The sequence below is a fragment of the Paenibacillus sp. FSL E2-0178 genome (genome assembly GCF_038593005.1).
Lineage (GTDB): Bacteria > Bacillota > Bacilli > Paenibacillales > Paenibacillaceae > Paenibacillus_AQ > Paenibacillus_AQ phytohabitans.
The window spans coordinates 7682167-7699266 of the sequence record NZ_CP151953.1 but is presented as its reverse complement, the minus strand read 5'-3'; the positions used below and the strand labels follow the sequence as shown (position 1 = coordinate 7699266).

Genomic DNA, 17100 nt, shown 5'->3' with positions numbered 1-17100 from the left:
TTTCAATCCTTTTTTATGAATCTGGTACTGCGGATTACCCCACCAGGGAATCCTTGGCATATATAATAGGCTTTCCAATTTGAAGGAGGACAAGAGACCATGTTTAAAGTATTAGTATCGGATCCGATCAGTGATTTGGGCATTCAGCAATTGATGGACGCAAGCGATGTGACTGTGGACAAAAAAACAGGACTTAGTGAAGACGAGCTTATTGCAATCATCGGCGAATACGACGGCTTACTCGTTCGCAGCCAGACAACCGTGACTGAGAAAATTATCGCAGCCGGTACTAATCTTAAAGTGATTGGCCGTGCCGGGGTCGGTGTGGACAATATTAAGCTGGAGGCAGCTACACAACGCGGTGTGGTGGTCATTAATGCTCCGGACGGAAATACGATCACCACCTGTGAGCATGCCTTTGCCATGATGATGGCACTGGCCCGTCACATTCCTCAAGCCTATGCCAAGACCATCTCCGGCGTATGGGACAAGAAGACTTTCCTCGGCGTAGAGCTGCGCGGCAAAACGCTGGGTGTGCTCGGCATGGGACGGATCGGCAGCGAAGTGGCCAAACGGGCCAAGGCTTTTGGAATGGATATTCTGGCCTACGACCCCTTCCTGACTGCTGACCGTGCGGAGAAACTGGAAGTAAAGCTGGCTTCGGTAGATGACATCATCCGGGGAGCAGACTTCATTACTGTTCACACACCGCTGACACCGGAAACCCGCCACATGATCTCCCGTCCGCAATTTGAAGTCATGAAAAAAGGAATGCGCATCATCAACTGTGCCCGCGGCGGTGTAATTGATGAGATGGCGCTGGTTGAAGCAATCGACAGCGGTATTGTTGCCGGAGCAGCCTTTGACGTCTTTGAAAAAGAGCCGCCGGAAGCGGATCACCCGTTCCTTTCGCATCCGAAGATTATCGTGACTCCGCATCTGGGTGCTTCGACCGTTGAAGCCCAGGAGAATGTTGCGATCGATGTATCGGAGCAAGTGCTGCATATTCTGCGCAACGAACCGTTCATTAACGCCGTGAACATCCCTCCGGTTGCTCCTAGTGTAATGAACAAGCTGCAGCCTTACTTCACCCTCGGCGAGAAGCTCGGCAGCTTTGTGACTCAGATTACAGATGGAGCGATCCGCGAGATTCATGTGGAATATGCCGGTGACCTCTCCGACGTGGATACACAGCCGCTGACCCGCTATATTGTCAAAGGCGTGCTCTCCCGCCATTTTGCCGGGGATGTTAACATCGTCAACTCCATGCACCTGGCAAAGACGCGTGATGTTAACGTAGTAGTGACCAAGGCTTCCAAGACCAAGGGCTTCACTAACCTTATTACCGTTACACTCAAGGCTGAGCATGACGAAGAACGCCTGGTTGCCGGAACCCTGCTGCAAGGCTATGGCGAACGGATTGTGCAGGTTAACAAGTTCCCGGTAGATATCGCTCCGGAAGGTCATCAGATCGTCATTTCCCATAACGATAAGCCGGGTATCATCGGACTCGTCGGTACACTGCTCGGCCAGAACGACGTCAACATCGCCTCCATGCAGGTTGGCCGTAAAATTGTCGGTGGAGCTGCGATTATGCTGCTGACCGCTGACAAGGCTGTTCCGCAGGATGTACTGGTCAAGCTCGCCGGATTGCCGGAGATCAATACTGCGGAAGAGATCACTCTGCTGTAGCTGAAGAACGCGGGCTTATATTCTTGGAATACCTGAGTTCAATATAAGCGCACCAAAAAACACTCTTGAGGAATGCCGGCCCGTGCTGGCATTTCAAAAGAGTGTTTTTGCATCCTCCGGCTTACGGGTTATTCCGGAATGTTAAATACGGGGACCCGCCGCCCGTCTGTGTCTGTATACCCGTATTTCTCCGCCAGACTCCCCACCTGCTGGGGTCTGCCTGTCAGCTGCATCACCCCAGGATCAGCAGCGAGCGCCACGGCAGCCCGGCCGATGTACGCTGTAGACTCACTGTCCTGCAGCTCCTCTACCTCCTGCCAGTGCTCTTCATCCGTCTTCATGCTCTCCAGCACCAGTTCTGTACGCATCCAGCCAGGTGATAAGGGAATCACAGCGATCCCATCCGCAGCCAGCTCAAGGGACAATCCGTAGGCCATGCGCACAAGCGCATTTTTGGACAGATCATAATAGAAGTTCCCTACATATTTATACTGGTCCCAGAAGGTGGTATGAATGATCAGCTTCCCGGTGCCAGCACCTGCACCTTCACTGCGCATCAGCGGAATAGCATAATAGTTAGTCATGAGCTGCGCCCTGACTCCGGCATTGAACATATGGTCCCAGTGAGCAGCCGGGAGCTCCCAGAAGGGCTTGTTCTCAATCGGAAGATTATTGCCTCCCCAGACATTATTGACCAGAATATCAAGCTTGCCCTGCTCCGCGGCAATCTGCCGGATCACTGCTTCCGTCTCCGCGTCATTGGTGTGGTCACAGCGGATATACGATCCTTCTCCGCCGAAGCTGTGAATCTCACCGAGTACACCGGCAAGTGTCCGTTCGCCCCCTTCCTGCATTGAACCGGCGTTTCTACCCGTAAAATACACATACGCACCTGCGCGGGCCAGCTCCAGGGCGATGCCTCTGCCCGCTCCCCTGCTCCCGCCTGTAACTAATGCAACTTTCCCCTGCAACTCTGTCATTATATCCGCTCCTCTCAGCTTTCATCAGATGATCATGAAGTTATCTTTTATTAATATTAACTTTTATATATGACATCAACTGACATATATATATGATAAACTTAAAATATGTTCTGCTTAAGCATTTCATTATAACCAGGAGGCCATCATCCATGAGAGCAGACCGACTATTATCCATTCTGCTGCTGCTGCAAAGCCGCGGTAAAATAAGCTCCCGCGAGCTGGCACAAACGCTGGAGGTTTCCGAACGGACCATCTTCCGGGATATGGAGTCACTGAGCATCTCCGGCATTCCCGTGCTGGCAGAACGCGGCCGTGAGGGAGGCTGGAGGCTGGCCGAGGGTTACCGGACCTCCCTGACAGGTATGAACCCCAAAGAGATTGGTGCGCTGCTGCTGCCCGCAGACCCGGCAATTCTGCAGGCGCTGGGGATTCAGGAGGAGTTCTCTTCCGCTGTCCGTAAGCTGCAGGCCGCTGGTGCAAGACAGCCCGCTACCGCCTTCAGCCTTCTTAATGAGCGTATTCATATTGATGGTGCGGGCTGGCATCCGTCGGGCGAAACCTATCCCAGTCTCACTGCATTACAGGAGGCTATATGGGAGGACCGTAAAGTGAAAATCAGTTACATGCGCGGGGAGGAGAGATCAGAGCGGCTGATTTCACCCTTTGGACTCGTAGCCAAACGTGGTGTCTGGTACACCGTGGCCGAAACAGGCGGTGAAATGCGGACCTACCGGGTATCCAGAATAAGTAGTGCTGAAGTCACGGATGAATATTTTAGCAGACCTCAGGATTTCAATCTGGCACATTACTGGGAAGCTTCTACCATGGCATTCAAATCTGCATTGCCCCGCTATCCTGCCCAGCTGCTCGTGAAGGACACTATAATGAAGGATCTTAAACAAGAACGTTATGTTTCCGTACTATACCAGGAGCATTCACCTTCACCCGGCTGGCACTCCGTCGAAGCCGAATTCAATACGCCGGAGTCTGCCTGCCGGATCATTTTATCCCTAAGCCCGGGCATTAGAGTTACCGCTCCGGCAGAGCTTGCAGACAATGTTGCGGCCACTCTGCGGGAAGCGGCTGCATTATATGAAGACAATGTGTAAACATACTCTTTTGGAGCAGCCCGGAAAGAAGTTTTATGTCAGTTCTTACAATAGACCGATTACGCATTAACCCCCTATAATATTACAATACACAATATTTAATTCTAGGGGGAACTATAGTCTATGGACTGGATGAACAAGCTGCCGTTAAAACAAAGAATCGTTGCCGGATGTTACCTGGTTGCCGCTTTATTCGCTGTCCCTGTGTTAATTACGCTCATTGCAATGGGAAAGGTGATTATCGGTATTATTCTGATTGCGGTATTGGCCGCACTGACCTACCCGCTTGCGCGCTTCATTGAGAGAACGCTTACATCTTCATTTGAGGATATCTCCAATGTGACGCATACTATCGCCAAAGGCGACTTCACCAGCCGTGCAGACGAGAACGGATCAATGGGCGACATCAGCCGCTCCTTCAACACTATGATCGATAAATTGAAGAAGATCCTGACCGACGTTTCACAGCTTACCCGCCAGGTTATGGATGCCAGCCGGGGGATTGAGGACAAGAACCAGAACCTGAAGATCGTAATGGCACAGGTAGCCTCCTCCTCCAACGAACTTGCCTTGGGTGCGAATGAAATCTCGGTGGATATTGCTGACATGACGGAATCGATCAAAGATATCGAAACCAAAGTCTCCAATTATACGAACTCTACCAAGGAAATGAACAAACGCTCCACCCATACACTGGAGCTGGTTGAAAAGGGACGCCAGTCCGTAGACACTCAAGCCGAAGGCATGCGGAAGAATATCCAGGCTACACAAAAAGTAGCAGATACGATCGAAGCGCTCTCACAGAATGCCCGCGGCATTACCATGATCACCAAGACCATCACGGAAATTGCCGAACAAACCAATCTTTTGTCGCTTAACGCCTCCATTGAAGCTGCACGCGCAGGTGAGCACGGACGCGGTTTCGCAGTTGTAGCGCAGGAGGTCCGCAAGCTTGCCGAAGAATCAACCGCCTCCACCAAGGAAGTATTCGGGCTGGTACGCAGCATCGAAGCCGATATCAAGCAGGCTATCGATAACATCGCTATTAATGAAGAGGTTGTTCAGGTGCAGAACGAGATGATAACGGAGACCGCACATATTTTCGCGCAGATCGTACATAGTGTGCAATACATAACCGAGCAGATCTCCTCCTTCTCCGCTGAGAGTGATCTGATGCTGGAGAGTGCGCTCAAGATCTCCGGGGCAATCGAGAATATCTCGGCCATTACCCAGGAGACGGCAGCAGGTACCGAGGAGGTGTCCGCGGCAATGAACGAACAAATTCATGCCCTGCAGTCCGTAGCGGAAGAGACCGAGAAAATGACACAATCTGTCTTCCAGCTGCAAAAAACAATCCATATTTTCAAATTCTAGCAGCAGCCCAAAGAGACCCTTTCCGCAGAGCAGTCTGCGGGAACGGTCTCTTTTTGGCATGAAAAAAGCAGATTGTAATGTAATATTCACAAAGTGTTAAAATAGTGCATAACCCTAAAATAACGCCTTTGCACTTCTTTACTGCTAATTCTTTATTACTAATAAACTAACATTATTTTAAATTTTAATCACCTATTTCTTAAGACCTATTTAAGGGTTCTTCCAGCCTATAATTCTAATACATCTGCATAGTTTTATGAGGTTCCCATGATGTTATGAGGCTTATGGCTTATGCAGATTAAATTCCGCTCTTTTTCTGCATTTGCATTATAAGACTTTGGTCTTCCAGACGCATCCATTTTCAAAAGTTTGAATATCTAATATTTCATCTCCTATTACATCTGAATATTCGCCAAATTTCGCGTTTTGCTGCAAAAGGCTTATTGACAAAAGGCGAGCGAGGAATATATTGTAAAGGAAAATTATCCTTCGCTGTATTGATAACAACATATGAGGCAAAATTCACCGAAAGGGAATGACGCAAAGCCATGGATCTACAGTCTCACTTATCCGGTGAGATCATGACAGCCAGGTTGCTGAAAAACTATGAACGTCCGGGAATCCGCGTTCAGTAATGGTGATTCGTGCAACAGGCCTGTGCTCCTATTTCGAGTACAGGTTTTCTATTGCTAGCATACAATCAAAAAACAACTTGTGGGGTGGATGTTCTGAAGACAGTTGCAGATTATATGGCGGAAGCATTACGCGATCTTGGGGTAACACATTCTTTTGGTATTATTGGCAAGTCCATTTGTCCTATAGCTCTCAAACTTGTTGACTATGGCATTGAGTTTATTCCCGGCCGGCATGAGTCCAGCTCTGGCTTCGCAGCAGGCGGCTATGCACTGAAAACAGGCAGTCTCGGGGTTGCCTTCGGCACTTCCGGTCCCGGCGGAACGAATCTGTTAACCGCAGCAGCACACGCCAAAGCCAACAATCTCCCGGTGCTCTTCATTACCGGTCATCAGTCCATTAAAGAGCTGGGGATTCCCCAGTGTCAGGATTCCACATCCTACCTTGCCGATTTGGCAGACATGTTCAGACCGGCCACTCTTTTCAGCAAGCTGGTTGAACGCGGCGACCATTTCAGTACGATTTTCAATCATGCCCTGTCTATCGCCCTTGGTGACAAGAAAGGACCTGTTCATTTATGTATTCCGTTTGATGTTCAGACCGAGCGCCTTGAAGAATGCCGGATTGTCCTTCCGCAGCGGGAAAGGCTCGTCAGCTACGCCAACTACGAACGGGTCATTTCAGCGATCAATGCTTCCAGCAGACCTCTGATCATTGCCGGTAAAGGAGTCAACCGCTCCGGTGCGCACAAGGAACTGGTTCAATTGGCCGAGACCTTCAACATACCTGTAGTAACCTCCCCCGGCGGTAAAGGAGCCATTGCTGCGGATCACCCGCTCTATCACGGTCCTGTGGGCGTTGGCGGATGTACGCATGGGGATGAGATGTTGAACAACAGTGATCTGTTTATCGTGCTTGGTTCGCGTCTGAGCGATATGACCATATGCAATCTTAAGAAGGAGAATCATCCGGATCAGCTGATCCAGTTTGATGTTGATCCAACCTTTGTCGGTAAAATACTGACTTCCGATACCATTTCCGTCGGCGGCGATTTGCGTGACAACCTGGAGCTGTATCTCGGCAAGATTGATCCGTCCACCATAACCAGACGTGAAATAGAAATCTCCAATCACTATACTGAAGAGCTGCCTGTGCTGTCCAAGCTCTCGCTGGCTTCGGTAATGAGCACGATGAGCGATTTGATTCCATACAACAGCAGCGTGTTTGTTGATGACGGCAGCCACGGCTTCAATGCGGTCAAATGGTTCAACGTGAAGAAACCGGGGAGCTTTATATTTGATGCCTATTTCGCCTGCATGGGGAATTCAATCGGCATGGCCATCGGTGCCAAGGCTGCTGCGCCGGAAGAGACGGTCTTCTGCATTACCGGTGACGGCTGTTTCATGATGCTCGGAACTGAAATTAACACAGCAGTTTGCAAGAATATCCCGGTTATTTTCATCGTTGTGAACAATATGCAGCTGGATATGGCGCTTAAGGGTATGGAAAAAACAACCGGACGTATTGATGGAACCATCTTTGAAGTCCCCATGGATGCAGTGAAGTTTGCTGAGTCCCTGGGAGCCACCGGCTTCCGCGCAGAGACGCAAGAGGAGTTTGCCTCTGCAATCAGCCAAGCAGTTGAACTTAACCGCGTAGCTGTTATTGAGCTGTTGACTGACCGTGACGAAATGCCTCCTACGGCCCACCGTACACTGGATCTCAACTAGGCTGTATGTTACAGATTTCCTAACTTACTATCAGGAGGCAAACAAGTGAATATGAACGTAGACAGCGGACTGGACCATTTCACCAATCTTTCCGGGGACTATGGGGCCAAAGCCCTAGCTCCTATTAAAGAGCATTTTCCCGAATTAGCCGAGTATATCATGGGCAATGCATACGGTGATATTTTTCAACGGACCACCATCGGTTCAGACTGGAAAGAAATTGCCGTCATCTCTTCTTTGATCACCATGGGACAATTTGAGCAGCTGGGTGTTCACTATGTAATGGCGCTCCGCGTGGGGATGACCGTTGATCAAATCAAAGGTATCCTGCTTCATTTGACACCTTGTATCGGCGCACCCAGAGTGATCTCGGCGTTCAATGTTCTGCTGGAGACGCTGGAAGAAATTCGATAATTAATAACACAATATTACATCATTCGACTTTTGTATTGCGTATTCAAGAAAGTTCTGGTTATAATGAAGGCAAAATATCCCAAAACCAAGTTCACTTTGTCGAATATCGTCGCAGGAACGTAGTTTTTTGGGATATCAACATGATGAATCATCAGGTCACTCTGAATAGTCATGCAATTAAAATTACGGGAGAGATGAACATGGGACAATTTATTTTGAAGACAGACAATGCGAAGAAAGTAATTAACATCGAGCTGGAAGGAACCTTCTCGAACGAGGACGGTCTTAAATCGATACAAGCCTATCAGCAGACCATCAATCCGATCAACCCATCCGAATATGCACTGGATATCGATTGCCGCAAGCTGAATGTAACCGCTCCTGATGTTGTGCCGTTGCTCGAAGGCTGCTTCATCATGTTCAAGGCAGACGGCTTCCAAAAAGTGAGCCTTACCCTTGAGAATAACCCTATTCTCAAAATGCAGCTGGCACGTCTGGGCCGCAAAGCAGGACTCGAAAACCTGGAAATCACGTCCACGGTACAAGCTTAGGTTAACTTATTTTTAAACCATTATTAGCGGTTTGAAACGCAGGATTCGCTCACGAAACTAAGTGTATGCTTACGGGCTACCCAAACTTTTAGGAGGTTTACTATGGCAGGGATTCGCATTAAGGACATTGTTATCTATCATCCAAGCAAAAGCATCGGCAATGACTTCTTCATTCAGCACTTCGATGAGAAGGGAATTGATATCCGTGGCCTGCTGGCTGCTCTTGGCCGTGAAAACCGCTACAGTATCGACAGCAAGGATGAGAACTCCCTGACGATGGCTTTTGAAGCCGCAAGCAATGTACTGGACAAGACCGGCCTGACCGGCGCAGACATTGACCTGATCGCTTATGCAAGCCAGACTCCTGAATATATTTTCCCAACGAACTCATTGATGATTCACCGCCTGATTAATGGTGCATCGCATACGATCTGTATCGACAGTAATGCCAACTGCGCAGGAATGACCGCTTCGGTTGAACAGGTCAGCCGTCAAATGATGGCGAACCCAAGAATCCGCCGTGCACTTGTCATTGGTTCTGACTACGTTGCCCCGCATGCGGACAAGAATGACCCGGTATATTACGCCAACTTCGGTGATGCAGCTGCCGCGCTCATTCTGGAGCGTGACGAGAATTCGGTAGGCTTCATTGATTCGATCTATCAGACCGATACCTGCGTCTACGGCAACTCGCTGTTCCCGGCGGAAGGTTTAGCCAATCTCGGACGTACGGGTGTGGCTGCCGGAGAATTCAATGTGAAGTTCATCCCGTTCGATGATTCCATCTGTGTGGATGCTGCTTCAGAATCAATTAACACCCTGCTCAGCAATAACGGAATCGCACCTGAATCCATCAAGGCCGCCTGCTTCTCGCAGTTGTCACTTCCGAATATCAAGGCCGTTGCCGGCAAAACCGGAATTGACGCTGATGCAGCCGTCTACATCGGGGATGAATTCGGCTACACCTCCACCAGCAGCCCGTTTATCGCCCTGCACAAAGCAGTGACTACCGGACAGCTGGAACGCGGAGACAAGGTCCTGTTCTGGACAGTAGGCGCCGGCTGGCAGAATGTCGCTTTTGTAATGGAGTATTAATCTTAGCCGTTGAACTTATAGTTTCTTGTTGATATCCAAACAGCCCGCAGCAGAATTCCTGCCAGCGGGCTGTTTCTTTATGTACACGTCAGGGCCCGACTCTCCCCAGGCAGAACCTGCAGCGTTCATCCTGCCTGAGGTGAATCTATCCGATTCATCCGGTAAGCGCAGTCTGCCATATCAGCAGCTGTTCTTGTTACCTCTGTCCTTCATGCTTCTCCCAGCCCATAGTCCGGGACACCGCGTCCTGCCAGGCATTGTAACGGCGTTCACGCTCTTCCGTCTCCATCTGCGGTGAGAATACCTTCTCGGCCTTATTGAAGCTCTCCAGCTGCTCCCGGGTCCATATGCCGGAGGTGAGTCCTGCCAGCAGCGCAGCGCCGAGCGCTGTGGTCTCCGCATACGTAGTACGGGTTACGTCGCTCCCAAGAATGTCCGCCTGGAACTGCATCAGCAGATTATTGCGCACGGCGCCTCCATCCACTCTCAGGCCGCTGAGCGGCATGCCTGCGTCTTTTTCCATCGCCCCGATGACATCGCGGGATTGAAAGGCCAGCGACTCCAGCGTTGCGCGGACCAGATGTGCGGCGGTCGTTCCCCGGGTCAGTCCAAACACGGCGCCCCTGGCATACATATCCCAGTAGGGTGCACCAAGGCCGGTAAAGGCCGGCACGACCACAACCCCCTCACTGTCCTCCACCTCACTCGCCTTCTCTTCCGAGTCCGCCGGAGCTACAATCAGCCCAAGGCCCTCCTGCAGCCATTGTACCGCTGCTCCAGCCACAAACACACTGCCCTCAAGGGCATAATAGAGTTCGTCTCCCATACCCCAGGCTACCGTGGTCAACAGGCCATGACTCGAAGTCACTGCCTCAGTGCCTGTGTTCATCAGAATGAAACAGCCGGTGCCGTAGGTGTTCTTGGCGCTGCCTGCTTCCAGGCAGGTATGACCGAACAATGCCGCCTGCTGGTCCCCAAGCACAGAACGGATGGGAATATCTGCACCGAACCACTGCTTGTCTGCAGCCCCGAAGTCCCCGCCTGACATCCTTACTTCAGGCAGAATAGAGGGCGGAATGCGCAGCGCCTCAATCAGGCCGTCATCCCATTTGCGCTCATGCAGATTGTAGAGCATGGTCCGTGAAGCATTGGTAACATCCGTAGCATGCACAGCGCCTCCTGTAAGCTTCCAGATCAGCCAGCTGTCAATGGTTCCGGCCAGCAGCTCTCCCCGGTCCGCCCGCTCTCTGGCCCCCGGCACATGGTCCAGAATCCAGGCCAGCTTCGTTGCCGAGAAATACGCATCGATGACAAGACCCGTCTTCTCAGCGATCTCTCCGGCCATTCCCTGCGCCTTAAGCGCCTCACACTGCTCTGCAGTCCGGCGGTCCTGCCAGACGATCGCCGGATAGACCGGCGTTCCGGTAGCCTTGTCCCAGATCAGTGCAGTCTCACGCTGATTGGTAATGCCGATGGCCGTAATACTATCAGCAGGGGCGGAGCTTGCCGCGATAGCGTCTCTGGCCGCAGCAAGCTGACTCTCCCAGATTTGCTCCGGATCATGCTCTACCCAGCCCGGCCGGGGAAAGGATTGTCTAATCTCATATTGCCCTTGCGCGATCATTCCCGCCTCCTCATCAAAGAGGATCGCGCGTGAACTGGTGGTACCTTGGTCCAAGGATAAGATCATTATGCACAGCCTCCTGCAAGCCTCAGCTTCTATGATATGTTCCACGTTGAACAAGATTAATGTGGTGGTTTCAACAAAAAGCACCTCTGCTGTCAGAGGCGCTGTCATGCATTGTCCGGATTTACTGTTTTTCGACAGGAAGCCGCAGGGTAAAAGCGGTGCCTTCTCCAAGCTTGCTGGAGGCGTGGATACTCCCATGATGCGACTCGACGATGTTCTTCACAATCGCTAGTCCCAGACCGGTTCCTCCAGATTCTCCCCTTACGCGCGCTTTGTCGGCTTTGTAAAAGCGCTCGAAGATATACGGCAGATCCTCAGGCGTAATGCCTACCCCTTGGTCCCGGATCTCTATCTCCAGAACCCTCCGGCCTTCCAGCACGGTGGAATCCGCCCGAATGGATATCCGTTTATCGGCCGGAGTGTGGCGGAAGGCATTGTCGAGCAGATTGGTGAGCACCTGCTCCAGCTTGTCTTCATCGGCAGCCTTAAGGAGCAATTCGGTATCCGGTTTCTTCAGCTCAAGAATGATATCCCGCTCCTTGGCTCTGACCGAAAACTTGCGGTACACCCGTTCCAGCAGTTCCCCTGCATCCACTTGCGCCTTCAGCATATCCGTATGCCCCGCTTCCATGCGGGCCAGATCGAGCAAATCCTTCACCAGCCGGCCCATACGGAGCGATTCATCGTGGATTACCTGGACCAGCTCGCTGCTCTCCTCCGGGGAGGAGGCCATTCCATCCAGCAGCGCCTCGCTGTAGCCTTGCATCATCGAGAGTGGTGTACGGATCTCATGCGAGACATTGGCGACGAAATCGCGGCGCATTTTCTCCAGCCGCACTTCCTCCGTCACATCGCGCAGCACCGCCACCGCACCGCGGAGATTATCTTCGGAGTATAAGGGTGCCATATGCACAGACCATACACCCTGCCGGACATGGATATTGGAGCGTTGATCGCCTCCTACGCTGAGTGTACTGAAGAACAGCGGCCGCAGCGGCGGAGGCACATCACGGGCAGGTCCAGCCTGCGGATACAGCCCGCCATCCTCTTCCTGCTCCCAGGTAAGGTCACTCCAGGTTTCCAGCAGCGTCTGGCCATGCGGATTGGTGAGGATAATCTGCCCCTCAATATCGAAGGTGATCACGGCATCGCTCATACTGCGCAGGACGCTGGACAAATGCCCTTTTTCATTATTCAGACTGCGTATATTCTCTTCCAGCTCTTCTGCCATGTGATTGAAGGATGTCGCCAATTGTCCGATCTCATCGCTGGTAACCAGCGTCAGTCTCGTCCCGTATTCGCCGCGGCGGATATCATTGGCCGCCTCAATCACCTGCTGCATCGGCTGGGTAATCTTCGTAAACAGGAATAAGGCAAAGAATGTCGTTAAGGAAAACCCGATCATACAGGTATACATAAATAAACGCTTGATCGCCCCGGAATTGGCGAAATTACTGTCGATGTAGGGTAACAGAAACAGCCCCAGCGTAATGAGCACGACAGCAACCAGACAGATGATCGTGATCCACAGCTTACCGACAAGACTTCTCCAGAAGTTCACTTATTTAGGCACCTCAAGCTTATAGCCGACTCCCCATACGGTAGTGATCATAGCCGCCGATTCCGGGGACACCTTATTCAGTTTCTCGCGAAGACGCTTGACATGGGTATCCACGGTACGCAGATCTCCGAAGAACTCGTAATTCCATACATCCTTGAGCAGTTCCTCACGAGAGAACACCTTATCCGGTGAGATCGCCAAATAATGCAGCAGCTCATATTCCTTAGGGGTCAGACTTACCTCCTGGCCGCCGGCGGTTACGCGGTGTGCATCATGCTCAATAATAAGAAACGGAAACACGATATTGTTGCTTGAATTGCTCTCTTTGGACAAAAAAGCAGTTGCGGAAGAACGGCGCATTATCGCCTTAACCCGGTAAATCACTTCACGCGGGCTAAACGGCTTAACGACATAGTCATCTGCGCCCATTTCAAACCCTTGAACCCGGTTAATCTCTTCACCCTTGGCAGTAAGCATCAGGACCGGTGTAGATTTGACTCCTCTGAGTCTGGTCAGCACTTCAATCCCGTCGATGCCCGGCAGCATAACATCCAGCAATATCAGACCGTAGTCATTGGCTGTTGCTTTGCGCAGAGCAATTTCCCCATCTTCCGCCTCGTCAATTTCATAACCTTCTTTTTCAAGATACATTTTGAGCAGGCGGCGGATGCGTTCTTCGTCATCCACCACCAGAATTCTATTCAAGTGCTCTGCCATTTACACAACAACCCCTTCATCAAATACAGTAGAACGTTACCCTAAATCTTGTGCGTGCCAGAGAATATAGTCTACTCAGTCTGTCCCCGCATAAGAGTGAAGTCCGGCGATCACAAGATTAACGCCAACCAGGGTAAACATTACGATCAGAAAGCCGAGTACAGCGAGCCAAGCGGACTTGCGTCCCTGCCATCCGCGGGCCAACCGCAAATGGAGATAAGCACTGTAGAACAACCAGGTGACGAGTGCCCACACTTCCTTAGGGTCCCATCCCCAGAACCTGCCCCAGGCCACTTGAGCCCATATCATTGCAAAAATCAAAGCCCCCAGTGTAAAGATCGGGAAACCGATGGCGATCGCCCTGTACGTTATTTCATCAAGGTCATTCTCATCAATTCCGTCGAGTACCGGATGAATCGCCTTACCCAGCGGTTTGCGGACAGCCAGGCGGAGAATTCCATATAGAATCAGCCCGGACAGCAGTGACCAGATAACGGTATTGAACTTGCGCCCGGCATTGACACCATTCATCCAGGATGGAGCTTCGAAGAGCGGTTCTTTTATGCCAAGAAACGACTGGAAGCTCTCAATTTCGCTATGGTAAGGTGCCACAATCGGCGGCATTTTATAACTCACTTTCTCTATTGTACTATCTCCCTGCCCGGGGCTGTCAATCGTAACGTTAGTGCGGACAAAAACAGATTCATAGCCGGCACCGCGGAAGGCAAATACAGATCCAAGAAAACCAATTATAACAATGATTGAGAACAGAGTAAATTCGACAAGTCTCTGCTGCTTGCGGTCACTGCGTTCCTTGCTGCTGAAATCGACCGTCCGCAGGAGATACATCAGCCCGGCGGCAAAGCCTACAGCGAAGAACGATTCCCCCAGTGCTGCCAGCGTAACATGAATGTTCAGGTAGATGGATTTCAGCGAGGGGATCAGCGGCTGTACTTCCTGCGGAAATACCGCTGCATACGCCATCACAATAATCGAGATCGGAACCGCGAAGACACCGAGAATAATTTTGCGGTAAATCGCGAAGATCACCGTAAATGCAACCATTACCATCATCGATAAAAAAGTCATGAACTCATACATGTTACTTACCGGAATATGACCCGATCCCATCCAGCGTGTAATGAAGTATGCCAGATGGCACAGCAGCCCGAGCGAGGAGGCGATAAAAGAAATCTTCCCCCAGCGTGCGGTATGCTCCTCCGGCTTCCTGCCGGACCATCTGCGCCCCATAATGGCGATGGTGAACAACATGAATGCTCCGCTGTATAAAAAGAATGCGGCAATAAAGACGTCACTGCTGAAATCGAGCAAGCTCATGCCAGGCCTCCTCCGTTGTCCAATGATTTTTCATCGACTGTCATGTCTATCTTCTGGAGAATAGAAACGATCTCGCGGCGGAAGCCGAACCAGTTCTTGTTCGTATGGCCTCCCAGCACCAGTTCCCCGCCGTCGACGGTCAACCAGATGCGTCTATGCTGCCAGTAGAAGCCGAGGATCAGCCCCAGCATGATAATACCCGCGCCAACCCAGACAAATGGCATTGCCCGGTCGACCCGCACATTGAGATAAGTGGTGGATTCCGAGAAGTCAACGTCACTCATGCTGCCGACCTCAAGCTCCAGAAACCGCCCGCTGCCGCCAAGCTTGTCGTTGATGGCTGACTGCTGGAATTGCTCCTTGTCAATCTGCTTCGGAAAATAGAAATACTGCTGTCCCCCCGCCGGAAGCTCCGGCCCTTTAATAAGGAAGAGGAATGCAGGGGCATTCGGATAAGGCGATTTGGACACCGGCTGGCCTTCATCGCTCAGTCCGAAATCCATATATTTCTCTTTCAGCTCCAGCGTATATGGACCTGCCTGGAAGCTGCGCTGCGGATTCTTCATATCCAGTTCAAACTTGCCGTAAATCTCGCCAGTGGACGAATTCGTCAGCCCGGGCTGCACAGAACGCAGCACAGGAGTCAGGTCATAATCAAACTGATACGCTTTCAATCCTTGGTAGCTGAGCGGTGAATTCACCTGAATGTCATGCCGGGCCACTTCCGTAAGCTGAGGCTCCTTAGACGGGTCCGTGCAATCGGCAGTACATTCATAGAGAACCGCCCGGGTCTCGTAGAGCTTGGGAAGCACCTTGATTCCGCGGAACTCCTCAGGCATCTCTTCTTCCGTATAGAATTCTACGGTGAACTTCTCATTCTTAAGATAGAGGCTGGTGTCCGGTATTTTGACGGTCTCCCCTTGCGGAAAAGCAAGATGCTGGTCCATATTCAGCCCCGGAAGTCCTCTCGCCAGCACGGCGAGCAAAAAAATAATCAGGCCGATATGTATTACATAAGGTCCCCAGCGGCTGAAACGGTGTTTCTCGGCCAATAAAGCGCCGCCCTCCGTCCGGACGCGGTAACCTTTCTTCCTGAGCGGCTGGACGATGCGCGCCACCCACACCTCCGGCTCCTCTTCCACTTGCGTGACGAGCGTCAGCTTCTGACGGGTCAGAAACTGGCGGTGCTTGCGGATCTTTTGCCGGGTTAATGCCTTGTACAGCGGAAGCACACGGTCCAGGCTGCAGATGACCAGAGAAGCTCCGATCATTACGAGCAGCGTCACAAACCACCAGGATTCATAGGTATGCGAAAGGCCGAGTCTATAATATATATTCCCGGCTGTTCCGTACGTTTCTTGATAATATGTTGAAGCGTCAATATTCAGAAAAGTGCTCTCTTGCGGAAAAATCGTACCCAGCATAGCGCCCAGCAGTGTCAGCACAATCAGATAGATGGCGATTTTGACCGAGGAAAAAAAGTTCCAGACCCTGTCGATCACTCCGGGACCTACACGCTGTGAACGGCGGGCTACCCCATCGTAACGCATCTCCAGATTCTCGGAAGAGTTCCATTCCTTCTCATCCAGCGGCTTGCCGCAGGCTTCGCAGAGAACAGTGCCCACAGGATTCTGGTGACCGCATTCGCATTTGGTATTGCTGATCAGCGGCATGTGCTCCTTCATTCTCCCACCAGCTTCCCGATTTGCTCGTCAAGCGAGCTCAAATCCAGCTGGCCGATATGAATGCTGTCTACCTTGCCCTTCGTATTAATGAAGAAGGTGGTAGGCAGCGGGGAAACCCCGTAACTGCGGACGGCATCACGCCCCGTATCCATCACAACCGGGAAATCAATATCCACGAGCTTCACGAAATTGTCCACTGTCATCTGATCCTCGCCTACATTAACGCCTACGACCACTACGCCCTGGTCTTTCCACTTCTCCCACTGTGCCTGCAGGGCAGGCATCTCCTTCACACATGGAGCGCACCAGGAGCCCCAGAAGTTAAGCACAACCGACTTCCCTTTGTACTCCTCCAGCGTATGGGTCACGCCGTCCAGCCCAAGCAGTTCAAAGTCCGGCGCTCTCCCGCCTTCCGTGGGTTTGCCATCCCCTCCGAACACGGAGGAACCGATTGCATAACCCCCGAGCAGAAGGATTAGAAATAGTATCACGATTTGTATTGGCTTTCTGGCTTTGCCCATACGAGGG

At 51.4% G+C, this 17100-nt stretch carries 14 protein-coding genes and 1 riboswitch; of the genes, 7 read left to right on the top strand and 7 right to left on the bottom strand.

From position 1 onward, the window contains the following. Window positions 1-99 precede the first annotated feature (99 nt). Window positions 100-1692, top strand: coding sequence for a phosphoglycerate dehydrogenase (gene serA / locus MHI42_RS33080; protein ID WP_342421937.1), 1593 nt, complete (start codon window positions 100-102; stop codon window positions 1690-1692). A 128-nt stretch (window positions 1693-1820) separates the two neighbouring features. Here the strand turns inward: serA and MHI42_RS33075 are convergent, their stop codons facing one another. Then, window positions 1821-2672 carry an SDR family NAD(P)-dependent oxidoreductase gene (locus MHI42_RS33075; RefSeq protein ID WP_342421936.1) on the bottom strand — a complete coding sequence of 284 codons (852 nt, stop codon included), beginning with the start codon at window positions 2670-2672 and terminating at the stop codon, window positions 1821-1823. 152 nt (window positions 2673-2824) lie between these two features. Here MHI42_RS33075 and MHI42_RS33070 point away from each other — a divergent pair, with 152 nt between their 5' ends. From MHI42_RS33070 to MHI42_RS33045, 6 genes are all read left to right on the top strand, one after another. Further along, window positions 2825-3784, top strand: a complete 960-nt coding sequence (locus tag MHI42_RS33070) for a YafY family protein (protein ID WP_342421935.1) — start codon at window positions 2825-2827, stop codon at window positions 3782-3784. Window positions 3785-3907: 123 nt separating this feature from the next. Further along, window positions 3908-5158 carry a HAMP domain-containing methyl-accepting chemotaxis protein gene (locus tag MHI42_RS33065; RefSeq protein WP_039301736.1) on the top strand — a complete coding sequence of 417 codons (1251 nt, stop codon included), beginning with the start codon at window positions 3908-3910 and terminating at the stop codon, window positions 5156-5158. Window positions 5159-5662: 504 nt separating this feature from the next. Then, a riboswitch (cyclic di-GMP riboswitch) is annotated at window positions 5663-5759 on the top strand. A 118-nt stretch (window positions 5760-5877) separates the two neighbouring features. Continuing rightward, on the top strand, window positions 5878-7521 hold the full coding sequence (locus MHI42_RS33060; protein WP_342421934.1) for a thiamine pyrophosphate-binding protein: 1644 nt from the start codon (window positions 5878-5880) through the stop codon (window positions 7519-7521). 51 nt (window positions 7522-7572) lie between these two features. Beyond that, a complete protein-coding gene (locus MHI42_RS33055) occupies window positions 7573-7935 on the top strand; it encodes a carboxymuconolactone decarboxylase family protein (RefSeq protein ID WP_039301873.1) in 363 nt (120 codons plus the stop codon). A 200-nt stretch (window positions 7936-8135) separates the two neighbouring features. Further along, window positions 8136-8486, top strand: a complete 351-nt coding sequence (locus MHI42_RS33050; protein WP_171716702.1) for a hypothetical protein — start codon at window positions 8136-8138, stop codon at window positions 8484-8486. A 102-nt stretch (window positions 8487-8588) separates the two neighbouring features. Continuing rightward, window positions 8589-9581: a 3-oxoacyl-[acyl-carrier-protein] synthase III C-terminal domain-containing protein gene (locus MHI42_RS33045; protein ID WP_342421933.1), complete on the top strand. Its 993-nt coding sequence runs from the start codon at window positions 8589-8591 to the stop codon at window positions 9579-9581. A 196-nt stretch (window positions 9582-9777) separates the two neighbouring features. Here MHI42_RS33045 and glpK read toward each other — a convergent pair whose 3' ends face one another. From glpK to resA, 6 genes are all read right to left on the bottom strand, one after another. Further along, window positions 9778-11271 carry a glycerol kinase GlpK gene (gene glpK / locus MHI42_RS33040; RefSeq protein ID WP_042138644.1) on the bottom strand — a complete coding sequence of 498 codons (1494 nt, stop codon included), beginning with the start codon at window positions 11269-11271 and terminating at the stop codon, window positions 9778-9780. A 121-nt stretch (window positions 11272-11392) separates the two neighbouring features. Next, window positions 11393-12832, bottom strand: a complete 1440-nt coding sequence (locus tag MHI42_RS33035; protein ID WP_342421932.1) for an ATP-binding protein — start codon at window positions 12830-12832, stop codon at window positions 11393-11395. Continuing rightward, a complete protein-coding gene (locus tag MHI42_RS33030) occupies window positions 12833-13549 on the bottom strand; it encodes a response regulator transcription factor (RefSeq protein WP_039301726.1) in 717 nt (238 codons plus the stop codon). A 75-nt stretch (window positions 13550-13624) separates the two neighbouring features. Next, window positions 13625-14887 (bottom strand): cytochrome c biogenesis protein CcsA, encoded by a 1263-nt coding sequence (gene ccsA / locus MHI42_RS33025; RefSeq protein ID WP_342421931.1) that lies wholly within the window; start codon window positions 14885-14887, stop codon window positions 13625-13627. After that, on the bottom strand, window positions 14884-16572 hold the full coding sequence (locus tag MHI42_RS33020) for a cytochrome c biogenesis protein ResB (protein ID WP_076243354.1): 1689 nt from the start codon (window positions 16570-16572) through the stop codon (window positions 14884-14886). Before MHI42_RS33020 ends, ccsA begins: the two co-directional genes overlap by 4 nt. Further along, on the bottom strand, window positions 16569-17093 hold the full coding sequence (resA, locus tag MHI42_RS33015) for a thiol-disulfide oxidoreductase ResA (RefSeq protein WP_042138648.1): 525 nt from the start codon (window positions 17091-17093) through the stop codon (window positions 16569-16571). The genes MHI42_RS33020 and resA overlap by 4 nt, the downstream gene beginning before the upstream one ends. Between the last annotated feature and the right edge of the window lie 7 nt (window positions 17094-17100).